At 64.6% G+C, this 14,686-nt stretch carries 12 protein-coding genes; 5 read left to right on the top strand and 7 right to left on the bottom strand.

Going from position 1 to position 14,686, the window contains the following annotated elements; translation table 11 throughout:
• Nucleotides 1-154 precede the first annotated feature (154 nt).
• Genes RMP10_RS22700 through pdeM form a run of 4 tightly spaced genes read left to right on the top strand, consistent with a single transcriptional unit; the run spans nucleotide 155 to nucleotide 5,964 of the window.
• Nucleotides 155-1,171 carry a ligase-associated DNA damage response exonuclease gene (locus tag RMP10_RS22700; protein WP_310572349.1) on the top strand — a complete coding sequence of 339 codons (1,017 nt, stop codon included), beginning with the start codon at nucleotides 155-157 and terminating at the stop codon, nucleotides 1,169-1,171.
• The gene (locus RMP10_RS22695; RefSeq protein WP_310572348.1) at nucleotides 1,168-2,772 is read left to right on the top strand and encodes an ATP-dependent DNA ligase; all 1,605 of its coding nucleotides are present in this window, start codon (nucleotides 1,168-1,170) and stop codon (nucleotides 2,770-2,772) included. The genes RMP10_RS22700 and RMP10_RS22695 overlap by 4 nt, the downstream gene beginning before the upstream one ends.
• Nucleotides 2,765-5,296: a ligase-associated DNA damage response DEXH box helicase gene (locus tag RMP10_RS22690; RefSeq protein ID WP_310572347.1), complete on the top strand. Its 2,532-nt coding sequence runs from the start codon at nucleotides 2,765-2,767 to the stop codon at nucleotides 5,294-5,296. Before RMP10_RS22695 ends, RMP10_RS22690 begins: the two co-directional genes overlap by 8 nt.
• Nucleotides 5,293-5,964 carry a ligase-associated DNA damage response endonuclease PdeM gene (pdeM, locus tag RMP10_RS22685; protein WP_310572346.1) on the top strand — a complete coding sequence of 224 codons (672 nt, stop codon included), beginning with the start codon at nucleotides 5,293-5,295 and terminating at the stop codon, nucleotides 5,962-5,964. The genes RMP10_RS22690 and pdeM overlap by 4 nt, the downstream gene beginning before the upstream one ends.
• A 519-nt stretch (nucleotides 5,965-6,483) precedes the next feature.
• Here pdeM and RMP10_RS22680 read toward each other — a convergent pair.
• The 4 genes from RMP10_RS22680 to RMP10_RS22665 are packed head-to-tail and all read right to left on the bottom strand — an operon-like array spanning nucleotide 6,484 to nucleotide 11,957.
• Entirely contained in the window at nucleotides 6,484-6,846 is a 363-nt protein-coding gene (locus tag RMP10_RS22680) for a hypothetical protein (RefSeq protein WP_310572345.1), read from the bottom strand.
• A 7-nt stretch (nucleotides 6,847-6,853) separates the two neighbouring features.
• Nucleotides 6,854-7,504, bottom strand: a complete 651-nt coding sequence (locus RMP10_RS22675; protein ID WP_310572344.1) for a hemolysin III family protein — start codon at nucleotides 7,502-7,504, stop codon at nucleotides 6,854-6,856.
• A 41-nt stretch (nucleotides 7,505-7,545) separates the two neighbouring features.
• Nucleotides 7,546-8,808: a serine hydrolase gene (locus tag RMP10_RS22670; RefSeq protein ID WP_310572343.1), complete on the bottom strand. Its 1,263-nt coding sequence runs from the start codon at nucleotides 8,806-8,808 to the stop codon at nucleotides 7,546-7,548.
• Nucleotides 8,805-11,957: a glycosyl hydrolase gene (locus RMP10_RS22665; RefSeq protein WP_310572342.1), complete on the bottom strand. Its 3,153-nt coding sequence runs from the start codon at nucleotides 11,955-11,957 to the stop codon at nucleotides 8,805-8,807. The genes RMP10_RS22670 and RMP10_RS22665 overlap by 4 nt, the downstream gene beginning before the upstream one ends.
• A 68-nt stretch (nucleotides 11,958-12,025) precedes the next feature.
• On the opposite strand from RMP10_RS22665, the gene RMP10_RS22660 reads away from it, so the two are divergent.
• Entirely contained in the window at nucleotides 12,026-13,294 is a 1,269-nt protein-coding gene (locus tag RMP10_RS22660; RefSeq protein WP_310572341.1) for a VanZ family protein, read from the top strand.
• Nucleotides 13,295-13,410: 116 nt separating this feature from the next.
• On the opposite strand, the gene RMP10_RS22655 is transcribed toward RMP10_RS22660, so the two are convergent.
• The 3 genes from RMP10_RS22655 to RMP10_RS22645 all read right to left on the bottom strand — a co-directional run.
• Entirely contained in the window at nucleotides 13,411-13,587 is a 177-nt protein-coding gene (locus RMP10_RS22655) for a hypothetical protein (protein WP_310572340.1), read from the bottom strand.
• Between the two features lie 135 nt (nucleotides 13,588-13,722).
• Nucleotides 13,723-14,031: a hypothetical protein gene (locus RMP10_RS22650; RefSeq protein WP_310572339.1), complete on the bottom strand. Its 309-nt coding sequence runs from the start codon at nucleotides 14,029-14,031 to the stop codon at nucleotides 13,723-13,725.
• Nucleotides 14,032-14,686: RHS repeat-associated core domain-containing protein (locus RMP10_RS22645; protein WP_310572338.1), on the bottom strand; the 655-nt coding region annotated here is incomplete at its 5' end. It abuts the gene before it with no gap.

The raw sequence follows: 14,686 nt of genomic DNA, 5'->3' as shown, positions 1-14,686 counted from the left end.
GCGCGGTGGAACAGGTAAGCATTCAACGATCGAAGGGCAGCGAGACGCATCGTCCACCAATCTGCACGTCCCAGGCGCACACTGTCGAGAGAGCTTCGCGCCTTTCGGGGTACTCAGCGGGAACCTGAACGCACGGTCGGACACTCAGAAGATCATGTCCCTGCTCACCGAGACCGCGCGCGGACTCTACTGTGCCGCCGCCGATTGCTATATCGACCCGTGGGCTCCCGTGCCGCGCGCGCTCATCACGCATGCGCACGGCGATCACCTCACGTGGGGATGTGAGCGCTACCTCGTGGCGCGCGATGGCGAAGGTGTCTCCCGTGAACGACTCGGCGCATGGTCGGCCGGCCTCGAATCGATTGCCTATGGCGAGACGCGTGACATCAACGGCGTCACCGTGTCGTTTCACCCAGCCGGACACATCCTGGGCTCGGCCCAGATCCGCCTCGCGTATCGCGGCGAGGTCTGGGTGGTGTCCGGCGATTACAAGACCGACCCCGATCCCACCTGCGCCGCGTGGGAGCCCGTCCGCTGTCACACGTTCATCACGGAAAGTACGTTCGGCCTACCGATCTACCGTTGGCCGAACCAGCAACGGGTGTTCGCCGACATCAACACGTGGTGGACCCAGAACGCGAATGACGGACATGTGTCGTTGCTGTACGGCTACGCACTCGGCAAGGCACAGCGCATGCTGGCCGGTCTCGACCCCTCCATCGGACCGATCCTCACGCACGGCGCCGTGGAGCGTATGACGCAGGTGTACCGCGACGGCGGCATCGCGATGCCCAGCACGCTGTATGCGCTCACGGCCACGAAAGCATCGGCCACATCGCGAGCGATCGTAGTGGCGCCCCCGAGCGCCGACGGATCGGCCTGGGCGCGTCGCTTCGGCAGCACGCGCGCCGCCTTTGCCAGCGGCTGGATGCAAGTGCGCGGAGCGCGACGACGACGCGGAGTCGACACGGGCTTTACCCTCAGTGACCACGTGGATTGGCCGCAGTTGCTCAGCGCGATCAGCGCCACCGGCGCCGAGCGGGTCTGGGTCACGCATGGCTTCACCGGTCCCGTGGTGAAGTGGCTCACCGACCACGGTCTCGATGCGCGGGCCATCGCGACGCGCTACGAGGGCGAGCGCGATGACGTCACGGTGGATACAGCGTCATGAGACAGTTCGCCGCGCTGTACGATACGATTGACGCCACGACGGCGACCAGCGAGAAGGTTGCTGCACTCGTGGCGTACTTCAACGCCGCCGCCGCGCCGGATGCCGCCTGGGCCGTCGCGTTTCTGTTGGGTCGCAGACCAAAACGACTGGTACGCGCCCCCGACTTGCGCGCCTGGGCGGCCCAGGCCGCCGATGTACCGGCGTGGCTGTTCGAAGAGTGCTACGCGCAAGCCGGCGACCTGGCCGAAACGATTTCGCTGTTGGTGCCCGAGAGCGACGCCAACGACGCGCATACGCTTGCTTGGTGGGTGGAAGAGCGGCTGCTACCACTCGCCCGGATGGACAGCGATGTGCAACGCGACGCGTTGCGGCACGCGTGGGAGGCGCTCAACGGCACCTCGCGCTTTCTCTTCAACAAACTGCTCACGGGATCATTTCGCGTCGGCGTGTCCGACGGTCTCGTAGTGCGCGCGCTCGCCCAGGTGAGCGGGATCAACGCCGAGACCATCGCGCATCGTCTCATGGGACAATGGGAGCCGAGCGCGGCGTGGTTCACGCAGCTGGTCGCCACTGAAACCACTGACGCCGACTGGAGTCGACCCTACCCGTTCTACCTCGCGTATCCGCTTGAGGCCGAGCTCGAATCACTGGGCGCGCCCGACGACTGGCAGCTGGAGTGGAAGTGGGACGGGATTCGCGCACAGCTTGTACGGCGTCGTGGGCGCACCTTCTTGTGGAGCCGCGGCGAGGAGCTGCTGGCCGATCGCTTTCCCGAAGTCGAAGCGAGCGCCACGTGGTTGCCTGATGGCACTGTGCTCGACGGCGAACTCTTGGCCTGGCGTGACGGCAAGCCGCTGCCGTTCAGTGAACTGCAACGGCGCATCGGCCGCAAGACGGTGGGCAAGAAACTCTTGGCCGACGTGCCCTGCCATCTGCTCGTGTACGACTGCCTCGAGGCGGATGGCGTCGATGTGCGTGACCGGCCCATGCGTGATCGCCGCGCGCTGGCCGTGTCCATCGTCTCGCGACTTCCCGGTGGTGCGTCGATGGGAATGTCGCCGGTACTCGACGTGTCGTCGTGGAGTGCCGCACGCGACGCCCGCGAACGTTCGCGCGACATGCAGGCCGAAGGACTCATGCTGAAGCGTCGCGTGTCGCCCTATGGCGTCGGTCGCAAGGTCGGGGACTGGTGGAAGTGGAAGGTGAATCCACTCACGGTCGATGCGGTATTGGTATATGCGCAGGCGGGACACGGTCGGCGCGCCGGACTCTTTACCGACTACACGTTCGCTATCTGGGACGGTGACGCGCTCGTGCCCTTTGCGAAGGCGTATTCAGGACTCACCGACGCCGAGATCCGCGAGGTGGACGCCTTCGTGCGTCGCAACACGCTCGAGAAGTTCGGACCGGTACGCACCGTAAAGCCGGAGCTCGTGTTCGAACTGGCCTTCGAGGGCATTCAGCGCAGCACGCGCCACAAGAGTGGCATCGCGGTGCGCTTTCCGCGCATGGCGCGGTGGCGTCGTGACAAACCGGCCAGCGAGGCGGATACGCTGGACACGGTCAAGGCACTGCTCAACTCGGAGCCCGCCGGTGAGTGACGCAGTAGCACGGCTCGAGCAGTGGTTTGGCACGCGTGGATGGAGTCCGTTTGCCTTTCAGCGTGAAGTGTGGAGCGCCTACGCCAGCGGCGAGTCGGGACTCATTCACGCCGCCACCGGCACCGGCAAAACGTACGCCGCCTGGATGGGACCCGTACTCGAAGCGCTGGCCGAGCACGAAGTGCCGCGCACCCTGCGTCGTCGTGCCGACGGCGCGCCATTGCGGGTACTCTGGATCACGCCGCTGCGGGCGCTCGCGGCCGATACCGAGCAGGCATTGCGTGAGCCGATTGAAGCGATGGGCCTGCCGTGGACCGTCGAATCGCGCACTGGTGATACGACCGCCGCTCGACGCGCGCGACAGCGCGACCGGTTGCCGTCAGCGCTCGTGACCACGCCAGAGTCGCTCTCACTGCTGCTCTGTCGCAAGGATCACGAGGCGATATTCTCCGACCTGCGCTGCATTGTGGTCGACGAGTGGCACGAGCTGCTCTCCACCAAACGCGGCGCGCAGGTGGAGTTGGCGCTGGCGCGCCTGCGACGCATCTGTCCCCAGCTCCGCACGTGGGGTGTGTCGGCCACGTTGGGCAATCTCGACACCGCAGCCGACACGCTGCTGGGCTACCGTGCCGACGGCGCCCCACACGCGCGACGACTCGTGCGTGGCATCGTGCCGAAAGACACCCAGGTCGAGGCGCTCACCCCGGACACCATCGACCGGTTTCCGTGGGCGGGGCACCTCAACACCAAGCTGTTGCCCGAGGTCATGCAGCGCCTCGAGGCCGCACAGAGTGCGATCGTGTTCACCAACACACGCTCGCAATGTGAGATCTGGTTTCAATCCATCATCGCGGCCAATCCGGCGTGGTTCGAGTTCACCGCGATTCATCACGGTTCGCTCTCACGCACGCAGCGGGAGGACGTGGAAGACGGACTCAAGACGGGGCGCTATCGCGTGGTAGTGGCCACCAGCTCGCTGGATCTTGGCGTGGACTTCTCACCGGTCGACCTCGTCATGCAGATCGGCAGCCCCAAAGGCGTCGCACGCCTGATGCAGCGGGCCGGTCGGTCGGGGCATTCACCGGGGCGCGTGTCGCGCATTCTGTGCGTGCCCACGCATGCGTTCGAGCTGGTGGAAGTGGCCGCCGCCCGTGACGCCATGCGCGCCGGCGCGATCGAGAGTCGTGAACCGCTCGATCGTCCACTCGATCTCCTGGCGCAGCATCTGGTCACGCTCGCGCTGGGTGGAGGGTTCACCCGTGACGACGTGCTGTTGGAGCTGCGTTCCACACGAGCCTATCGCCGCCTCACCGAGGTGGAGCTGGATTGGGTCATCGACTTCGTGACGCGCGGCGGTAATGCCCTGAAGGCCTATCCCGAGTATGCGCGCGTACAACTGGTGGGGGATCGCTACATGGTGACCGATCGCCGTGTCGCAATGCGACATGTGCTGAACATCGGCACCATCGTCAGTGACGCCGCCATCGCCGTGCGCTATCTCAAGGGCGGCCGACTCGGCACGGTGGAAGAGTCGTTCGTGTCTCGTCTCGCCCCGGGCGACAAGTTCATTTTCGCCGGCACACCGCTGGAGTTCGTGCGGCTGCGCGATCTCACGGCATGGGTACGCAAGGCGAAGGGCATCACCGGGGCGATTCCGCGCTGGCAGGGCGCCCGCATGCCACTCAGCACCGAGCTCTCGCACGCGGTACGGGCGAAGCTCGAGGAGGCGCGACAGGGCGTGTACAGCGATCCCGAGATGCAGGCGGTCCAGCCGGTACTCACGCTGCAGGCCGAGCGCAGCATCATTCCGCGGCCGGATGAGCTGCTCATCGAGCGCTGCGAAACCCGCGACGGTCATCACCTGTTCGTGTATCCGTTCGAAGGCCGCTTGGTGCACGAGGGACTCGCCGCGCTGTTTGCGTATCGCATGGCGCAGCTGACGCCAATCTCGTTCTCGTTCTCCTGTAACGATTATGGATTCGAGCTGCTCACCGCCGACGCCGCGCCGCTGGAAGAGGCATTGGAGTCGGGCTTACTGGCGACGGAGCACCTGCTGCACGATATCACGCACAGCCTCAATGCCGCTGAGCTGGCCCGACGGCAGTTCCGGGAGATCGCTCGGGTTGCCGGCTTGATTTTCGGAGGCTATCCGGGGCAGTCGAAATCGGTCAAGCAGATGCAGGCGTCGAGTGGATTGTTGTACGATGTGTTCGTGAACTACGATCCCGAGAACCTGTTGGTGCAGCAGGCCCGTCGTGAGGTGCTCGAGCGGCAGCTCGAATCGAGCCGCTTGGGCCGTGTGCTGCAGCGCCTGTCGGAAAGCATCGTGCGCGTGATCGATGTCGAGCGTCCGACGCCGCTCGCCTTTCCGCTGTTGGTCGACTCTACGCGGTCGCGTGTGACCTCGGAGAAGCTGGCGGATCGGGTGCGCCGCATGACGGTCGCGGCCGAGAAGTCGACACGATCGGGCACGTCGATGACATTCCGCGCGCATGCGGGCCGTGCCACGAAGGTGGTGACGTGAGGGGGCATCTCATACCGTCCGGCGCCGTCACGCATATCGTAGGCGGCGAGCGGCTCGTGCTCTTGCCCGATCGCGCGCTCTGGCTCCCCGAGCGCGGCATCGTCGTGGTCGCCGATCTCCACTGGGGTAAGGCGGCGGCGTTTCGGGCCGCGTTCGTGCCGGTGCCCACGGGCACCACGGCCAGCGACCTGGCGCGATTGTCTCGCGTGCTGCACGATACGGCGGCAACCCATCTGGTCGTGCTGGGTGATCTGCTGCACGCACGCGCCGGACGCCATGCTGATACACTGGCCACGATCGGCGTATGGCGCGAGGTGCATGCGGAGGTCGCGATCACATTGGTGCGTGGTAATCACGATGCGCATGCCGGCGATCCACCGGCTTCGTTGGGTATTGTCTGCGTGGATGCGCCGTTTGCCATCGGACCATTCATCGGCGTGCACGAGCCGGTAGAGCACGCGGGCGGCTACGTGCTGGCGGGACATTTGCACCCGTGCGTCTCGGTGTTCGGCCGCGGCCGTCAGCACGCGCGCCTCGCCACGTTCGTGTTCGGTCCCCGCGTCGGGGTGCTGCCGGCTTTCTCCAGCTTTACCGGTTCTGGCATGTACGAGCGGTCGGAGCAGGACACGCTGTTCGTGATCGCCGAACGCGACGTGATCGCGCTGTAACGCGTTGACCACTTCTGGTGCGTCGAGTGAAGCAGAGCTGTGCAGCAACCGTTGCAGAACAGCTTTGACCGCGGATTGCCACGAATCCCACACGGATTCGCACGCGCGCGCTCCGGAGTCCGGGGGGCACACGGGGTCGCTGTTTGTCGTTGAACAACAAACAGCAGGCCTAACGCGGCATGCGGAGCTCTCGGTCTGCACAGCACCAATTCGTGCGTTGTCCGCGGAAATCAGCGGTTTGCCGTTTCTTTTGCTGCCGAAGCATCCAGAGCAGTTCCGAATCGCAGCAAAGGGGAGAACAGCTCTTACCACGGATTTACGCGAATAGCACACGGATTCGCACGTACGCGCTCCGGAGACCGGGGGTGCACGCCGGGTCGTTGTTTGTAGTTGAACAACAAAAAACGACCCCAACTTGGCATGCGGCGCGCGCGACCCACACCGCACGAATTCGTGCGTGATCAGCGAGAATCAGCGGTCTGCCGTTATTTAGCCATCACACAAAGCACGACGTTGCAATCAGCGGCGAATTGCCACACGCCAGATCCACCACATCAACAGCGGCTGCAACGGTAAGCGCAGCCACAGCCCCGCGATGTACCCCGCCGATGCATGGGCGGCGCGCGCCTGATTCAGCATGTGGATGTTGGCCGGCAGCACCGCAGCCAGCAGAGCAATGAGCCCCCATGCCGCGGCAACACGCGTGGCCGGGATCAGCAACCCGATGGCGCCCAGGACCTCGAACACGCCACTCACGTACGTGGCGAGTCGCGCGTTGGGCACCCACGGTGGCACGATGCGGTCGAAGAACGCCGGCATCACGAAGTGCAGGATGCCGGCCGTCAGGAACAGCAGTGCCGGACCGAGCACCGCCAACGGCACCACTCGGTTATCGCGCAGGAGCGGCGTACCAGAGCACCGCGAAATAATGGCAGATGCTGCCACCCATGACGAACAGATGCCACACCGGATGCGTCCAGGCGCGGCGGCGGTCCACATAGAAGATCACACCGCCCGTGTAGCAGAGCCCTCCGGCCACCAGCAGCATCAATCCCGCGTGCTCCATGGAGGCCATCAGCGGTTTGATCGCGATGATGATCACCCAGCCCATCGCCACGTAGATCGCCGTGGACAACTTCGCCATCGCGCCGCTGCCGAACACCACCTTGAACAACACACCGAGCGCGGCGAGCGTCCACACGATGCCGAACAGCGTCCAGCCCCAAGTGCCGCGCAGTACGCCAAGCGTGAATGGCGTGTACGTGCCGGCAATGAGCAGGTAGATCGCGGCGTGATCGACCACGCGCAGCTTCTGCTTGAGCGTGGGGTGCGGGATCGCGTGATACAGCGTACTCGCCGCATAGAGGGCGATCAGCGTGGCGCCGAACACGCTGGCGCCGATCACCGTGGCGCGTTCGCCGCGATTCATCGCGGCGAGGATCAGGATGGGCATCCCGATGAGACTGAGCACCAGACCAACGCCGTGCGTGACGGCATTGGCCAACTCCTCGCGGAGGCTGACGAATCGATCCGTGTGCATACCTCAAAATCTAATCGAATCAGCCAGCCATACCGCGTGTGTTACTTCGCCGCTGCCAGCGAACCCAGCAGGCGCTCCACAAACCCGTTCACCGACGCATTCGTGTCGATCCAGCGGACCACGGCGACCACGTCGTTCACCGGATCCACGTAGATGATGTTATTCCCGGCTCCCACATGCACGAATGCCTGCGTCGGCGCCGCCGGCACGTACTTCCGGTCGGTATTCACGAACCAGTTCATGTAGCCGTATGTGGGCTGCGCCGGGGTGGGCGTGAGCGCTTTCGTCACCCACGCTTCGGAGAGCAGCTGCTTGCCACCCCACACGCCACGACGCTGCGTGAGCAAGCCAAAGCGTGCCAGGTCCCAGGCGTTGATCATCATGCCGCCGCCCCAGTGGCCGCCACCGCTCACCGATTGCACCAACTTGCCGTCGAGCACGATCCACGAGTTGTCGTAGCCGTACCAGCGCCATGTGTTCGACGCGCCGATCGGCTCCATGATTTTGTCACGCAGAATGTCCGGCAGCGGCTCACGCCACACCTGCAACGCCGCCAGTGCGAGCACATTCACGCGCGTGTCGTTGTACTCGTACGCCGAACCCGGCTCCACGCGCGGACGTGTAGTCCACGTGTTCACCTGCTGCGCCGGACGGTCGGCCCACTCGGGCTTGCCCCACAGCGTGCCTTCCCAGTCGCTTACCTGCCGTAACAGGTGATCCCAGGTCAGGCGCTTGTTGTGCGGACTGTCGAACGGACGCAGCCACTTGGCGTCACCCGGCCAGTCGGCGCCGAGTCCGGTGCCGTTGGGATACGCGCGCAGGATCGGAGGCATCACTTGTGATACCGTGTCGTCCACACTGCGAATGCGCCCCGCGTCGAAGGCGAGCCCCACCACGGTGCTCAGGAAACTCTTGGTCACACTGTTGGTGATCTCGACCGCGTTCGGATCTCCCCAGGTGGCCACCACGTAGCCTTTACGCAGAATCACGCCCGTGGCGCCACCGCGCGGCGCCAGCGGTCCGATCGCGGCCCCGAAGGGCTCGCGACCAAACGTCTGGTAGTGATTGAGCTCGAGATCGCGCGGCGTCTTGCTCTCCTTCTCGATGGCGTACGCAATGGCGTCGGCGAGCTTCACCGAATCCATGCCCATCGCACTTGGCGAGCGACGTTCCCACGCCCCCGCCGGCGGTACATACGGCGGCGCCACCGCGCCCTTCTTCTGCGCCAACGCCGGTGAGGTCAGTCCCCCCACCAGCGCCGTCCCACTCAAAACCCGATACCCAAAACGCAGAACTGCGCTCATGCAATCGGCCCCTTCTTCTTCGCGGCTCCGATCACGCCCGGCACGTTGTGCTTCTGCAGCAGTGCGTTGAACGCGTTCACATCAACCGTTTCCACCTGCTCCACTTCGGCCTTGAGCGTCTGCCACAGCTTCTCGAGCTCCACCAACCGATCCTTCACCGGCTGCGTGAGTTCGCTGTTGCCTTCCACCTGACCGAGCAGGAAGCCATACTGGCCGTTGATGCCGTTGGCGTAGTTGATGATGTCCTGCCCGTTGCCGGCCTTCGTCGTCATCTTCGGATCCAGCTTGCCCAGCTTCTCGGTGAGCGCGCGGCCCGCCTTGGCGATCGTGTCGGGCGCACTCGTTTCCTTGGCGCGGGTCACGTAGCCCTGCACCTGCGTCTTCAGATCACGCACACGCAACACCGCTTCGTGAATCTCGTTGATGCGACTCGACAGCAGGTTCGCCACCGAATCCCGCTCGGCCACCACCCGCGCCGGCACGTCAAGCCGCGGGTCCTGCTTCACCTCGAGCTTCTGCGTCTGCACCGTGCTGCCCATGGTGAGACGCACCGTGTACAGGCCCGGCACCACGCGCGCACCACCGTCACCCGGGGCGCCGAACAGCAGCACGCCAGCCAACCGCGCCGGCGCCGCACGACGCAGATTCCAGTTGAACGAATTCAGCCCCGGCTTCACGGTGAGCTTGTTTACCGTGTCACCCTTCGTGGCGAACGACCGCACGACGGCGTTCTTACCGTCTACGAATTCCAGCAGCAGCGTCGAAGCCGTATCGGGCGCCGCCGCCAAGCGGAAGTTGATCACCGCACCGTACGGCGCGTTCTTGCCCGCGTTGCGCGGCGCGCCGAAACCGCCGCCGCCAGCCAGTATCGCCGCGCGCGGGGCATACAGGTGCATCGCCGCCTTCTCGATCACATCAGCGCGCTGACGCAACACCGAGAGATCGTCGAGAATCCAGAAGGCCCGTCCTTCGGTGGCGGCGATCAAGTCACCGTGCTTCACCTGCAAATCCGTCACGGGGACGACGGGGAAATTGCCGCGGAATGGCAGCCACTGCGCACCGGCGTCGTACGACACGTACACGCCCGTTTCCGTACCGGCGTACAACAGGCCTTTGCGCTCGGTGTCTTCTCGCACCACACGCACCGGCTCTCCGTCGCGCAAGCCATTCACGATGCGCGTGAACGTGGCGCCGTAGTCCTTCGACACGAAGATGTGCGGCGTCGGATCGCCTAGGCGATCCTTGCGGAACGACACATAGATCGTGCCCGCATCGTGCGGCGAGATCGCGATCTCGTTCACGAGTCCATCGCCCCACGACGCCGGCGTGACGTTCGTCCACGTCTTGCCTCCGTCGCGCGTGCGCTGAATCACGCCGTCGTCGGTGCCCACATACATCGTGTTAGCATCGTGCGGCGACTCTTCGATCACGACGATCGTGGCGTACACCTCGCCGCCGGCACCTTCGTTGGTGATCGGACCACCGCCCCATCCCTGACGCGTCTTGTCGTTGCGCGTGAGGTCGCCCGAGATCGGCGTCCAGCTCTGTCCGCGCGTCGTCGTCTTGAACAGCACGTTGCCGCCATGGTACACGACCTTGTCGTCGTGCATCGAGACTTCGATCGGCGCCGTCCAGTTGAAGCGATACTTCGTCTTGTCGGTGGGCTCGGTGAGGTTCATCTCGGGCCACGGCATGATTGTACGCGTGAGGCCGTTGTTCGCGTCCATCTCGTCGATCAGTCCCTGATAGCAACCGCCGTAGATGTAGCGCGGATTCTTGGCGCTCACCCCCATGTTGGCGCTCTCGCAGCCCGGGCCTTCCGTCCACTCACGAATGCCGATGCTGCCACCGTCGCTCTGTGACTGAATGATCACCGAGCTGTTGTCCTGCTGGCCGCCGTACAGCTTGTACGGGAAGCCGTCGTCCACCGCCACGTGATAAAACTGCGACGTGGGCTGATTGTCCTGCGTGCTCCAGCTCTTGCCGCCATCCAGTGAAATCGACGCGCCGCCATCGTTCGCGTTGATGAGGTAGTTCGGATTGGTCGGGTTGATCCACAGCTGGTGGTTGTCGCCATGCGTAGCCGACACACTCGCGAACGTGCGGCCGCCGTCGATCGACTTCATCGCGGGCGCGTTCATGACCCATACCACGTCGGCGTTCTTCGGATCGGCCGTGATGTTCATGTAATACCACGAGCGCGTCTGAATCAAACGGTCGCCCGACTGCTGACGCCACGTCTTGCCGGCATCGTCGCTGCGGAACAGTCCACCGTTCTCCGCTTCCACAATCGCGTACACACGATCGGGATTGGCCGGCGACGCCGACACGCCGATCTTGCCCACCAGCTTCGGCAGCCCTTCCTGACTGCGCTTCCACGTGTCGCCCCCGTCCACCGACTTCCAGATGCCGCTGCCGGCGCCACCGCTTCGCACCATCCACGGCGTGCGCTGATGATCCCACATCGCTGCGTACAGAATGCGTGGGTTCGTAGCGTCCATCGACAGGTCGCTCGCCCCACTGAACGCGTTCTCTCCCTTCAGCAGCTGCGTCCACGTCTTGCCGCCGTCCGTCGTCCGATAAATGCCGCGATCGGTCGTGCCTTTCCAGCGATCGCCCTGCACCGCGACGTACACCACGTCGGGATTGCTCGGGTGCACGCGCACGGCCGAGATCTGGCGCGACGCGGCAAGACCGATGTGCGTCCAGCTACGCCCCTGATCGGTGCTCTTGTACATGCCGTCGCCGTACGTCGACGACTGACCGCGGATCGCGTGCTCACCCATGCCCACGTAAATCACGTTCTCGTCGCTCGGCGCCACCGCGATGGCCCCCACCGACCCCGTCCTGAAGTAGCCGTCGGAGATGTTGCGCCAGCTGTTGCCGGCGTCGTCGGTGCGCCACAACCCGCCTCCCGTATAGCCCGCGAAGTACGTGAGCGGCTGCGATGGCACGCCCACCGCCGCCACCGACCGGCCTCCACGGAACGGACCGATATTGCGCCACGACAAGGCCGCAAACGTGGTCGAGTCGAGCGCCGGGAGGCTAGCCGCCGCGCGCGGGGCCTGAGCCACGGCCACCGACGGGCTGAGCGCGGTCTGGAAGAGGACGCCGCAGGCGAGCGGGGTCAGAAGAGCAGGGAAACGCATGGGCAAACGCCTGGCAGGGGTGGAAGAGGGACCGTAAAAAGCTACCACCTGCCGATACTCCTCGGAGCATGCCAGTCACCCGCTTCCGCTTCCGGCGCACCGCCGATTTCACCGCCCTCCGACTCGGACGGGCGGTCCTCGGCTACCTCGCGCTGGTCACGTCGATTATCACCATGGCGCCCTTCCGCTTTCAGTGGACACCGGCGCACGGCCTGACCAACATTTGGAACTGGTCGGACCTCGTGATGAACGTGCTGATGTTCGTGCCGTTCGGGTTCGTGTATCAGCTCACGCGCCCCCGCGGCGCCCCGCCCGACTGGCCTCGCGTCGTGGTGCTCGGCGCCGTGCTCAGTGGCACCATCGAGACGCTGCAGCTCTTCTCACCCACGCGGTACACGTCGCTGCTCGATTTGGCCACCAACACCGCCGGCGCGGCGCTCGGGGCGTGGGCGTTCTCCCGCCTGGCCCGTCATCTGGAAGACGACACCGCCGTGCAGTCGTTGGCGCTGGAGCTGCCGCTCATGGGGCTGGTGTATCAGCTGATCCCCCTCTGCTGGCTGATCGGAAGCGGCAGCGAAGGCGGCGCGCGACGGATCTTCGTGCTGCCGCTGGCCGCTTTTGCCGGCGCGATTCTGGGTACCGTGCACGCCGCGTATCTCGCGCCGTCTCGCCATCGGTCGGGGTATCAGGACCGGCGTTGGCTGGTGGCGCTCGCGCTAGGCTGGGTGATGGTGGCGGTGGTCCCTGGTGCACGCGGTGACATCGATCTGATCTGCGCCGGCGCCACGCTCACCGTCGGCATCGCGCTGTTGCGCAGCATCGCCACTACGCGCGACCTCGCCGCGAGCACGCATCGTCGCTTCGAGCTGCCCACCCTGCGATTGGTGTTGCCGCTGTTTGCGGCGTATCTGGCGCTGTCGTCGCTCTGGCCGCTCGACGCCGTCACGCCGACGTGGCACTGGATCATCGCCCTCGCACCGGTGCAGGTGGAGCTCACGCAGCCAGCGGTGTATCGACTGCTCGAACACGTGGCCGCATTTACGCTGGCCGGGTACGTGATCGCCGAGTTCTACGGACGCGATGCGCGAGGTCTGCGTGAAGCCGCCCCGCGCGTGGCGGTGTGGGCGGGCGGGATTTCACTGTTGCTGGAAGTGGCGCGCGGATGGTACCCCGACACCGGCGCCAGCGTGCTGCTCTGGGTGTTCACCGTCGTCGCCGCGCTCTTCGGCGGCTGGCTGTATCTGCTGCAGCGTGATCACGTGAAGGCCCTCGTGGAGCGGCGACGGCTGCTGGCGTCGTTGGCGGCGTCGGAGCCCGTGGTGTCGCGGGCGGCGTAGCGTACTGCTTGTGGGCGAGGAGAAATGATGACGCAGAGGAGCAGAGAGCGCAGAGAACGCAGAGGCGCACGCGACTTGGTGAACAGCCCCACATCGCAGCGCCGAGCGGTCCGCACTCACACCCGCCGCCCGAACGCGTCGTGCCCGTACTCCTCGAACACCAGCGTCCCCGGCTCGAGCTCGACATACGTGCGCGCAGCCACCGCCCGCAGTCGCTCATCCGCGCCGTAGTACGCCAGGCGATCGTCGTGCTGGCGGGTGTCCGGGTGCTGCTCGAATTGCACATTGCCCACGCGTCGTACCGGTAACGACGGTTCGCACGCGTGGTCGAAAGTCAGAGCGATTGACGACAGAATGACCGGGCTTCTTCAATATGTTCTTACACGGTCATGCTGACCGATGTGGTACAATGGTCGGAGCGATTCAGGTTAAGCGTCGGGAGTAAGTACACGAAGATGTTCACTACCAGTTTGCGGAGCCTCCCAGGAGCTGCGAAGGTCAATCAGCTCAGTCAGGTCGCTAACTGGAACCAGTTTCTCCTCACCGGTAAAGTTTGAGCCTCGATAAATCCTTAACCGTCCGCTTTTGACCAATTCCTTTACCGATCGCTGCAATCCTTCCAGGAGCCCGAGTTTATCACAATCGGGATTTTTCGCTTCCTCGGACCATAGAAACTCCCAGAGGCCCATGTAGTCCTCAGTCGCAAGCTCGAGGATTGCTGATTCGAAATTGTCCATCTACTCCTCCCGCGAAGGTGGAAGTGTTGGGTTACCTAAAAGAGAAATTGGATTTGAAGTCTGACCGCACTGACTTATCCGACAGTATGGCCCCTGCTTCAGGGGATTCGGATCAAATGCATTGCCCGGTTGAACTCTGAGCTGTTCTCCCAAATTGGTTGGGTGAACATATCGAATGCCACCTCCTCTGGCTGTGGTCTGTCGAGCCCACGCTTGCGGCACCATTGCTTCAACCTCGGCCATGGACTTGCCTGCAAGAGTTTTGGCGTTCAGTCCCGCCCAGCCTTTAGCTCCCCCACCCATCCCACCAACTCCGAACGACAGCGCCATGCACATCGCATCACTCATACAGGCTGCATTCCGCTGCTGCCCTGCGGCGCGTGCCGCTCCGATTGCTGTCGCAACATTCGACAGTGCGTTTGAAGCTCCGCCGACGAAGTCGGTCAGAATGCACTGCAGCGCGCCCAAACCCGTCGCCATCGGATTTGGACACAGCCCAAACGGATCCCCGAAGTTCACCGGATCCCCGCCCGCAAACCCATACAGGTTGAGCCCGCCCGCGATCCCGATCGGATCCTCCTGCGTGAACCGCGCGCTCACCGGATCGTAGTGCCGGTTGCGGCGGAAGAACGTGCCCGTCGCGTCCGCCTTGTCG

It is taken from the genome of Gemmatimonas sp. (genome assembly GCF_031426495.1).
Lineage (GTDB): Bacteria > Gemmatimonadota > Gemmatimonadetes > Gemmatimonadales > Gemmatimonadaceae > Gemmatimonas.
The sequence above is the reverse complement of the archived record's forward strand: the minus strand, read 5'-3'. Positions and strand labels throughout refer to the sequence as shown.

What these genes read in the sequence shown, in the direction of transcription:
- RMP10_RS22650 (WP_310572339.1), bottom strand. Translation starts at nt 14,031, where the DNA reads ATGGACAATTTCGAATCAGCAATCCTCGAGCTTGCGACTGAGGACTAC.
- RMP10_RS22665 (WP_310572342.1), bottom strand. Translation starts at nt 11,957, where the DNA reads ATGCGTTTCCCTGCTCTTCTGACCCCGCTCGCCTGCGGCGTCCTCTTC.
- RMP10_RS22675 (WP_310572344.1), bottom strand. Translation starts at nt 7,504, where the DNA reads ATGCACACGGATCGATTCGTCAGCCTCCGCGAGGAGTTGGCCAATGCC.
- RMP10_RS22700 (WP_310572349.1), top strand. Translation starts at nt 155, where the DNA reads ATGTCCCTGCTCACCGAGACCGCGCGCGGACTCTACTGTGCCGCCGCC.
- RMP10_RS22660 (WP_310572341.1), top strand. Translation starts at nt 12,026, where the DNA reads ATGCCAGTCACCCGCTTCCGCTTCCGGCGCACCGCCGATTTCACCGCC.
- RMP10_RS22695 (WP_310572348.1), top strand. Translation starts at nt 1,168, where the DNA reads ATGAGACAGTTCGCCGCGCTGTACGATACGATTGACGCCACGACGGCG.
- RMP10_RS22670 (WP_310572343.1), bottom strand. Translation starts at nt 8,808, where the DNA reads ATGAGCGCAGTTCTGCGTTTTGGGTATCGGGTTTTGAGTGGGACGGCG.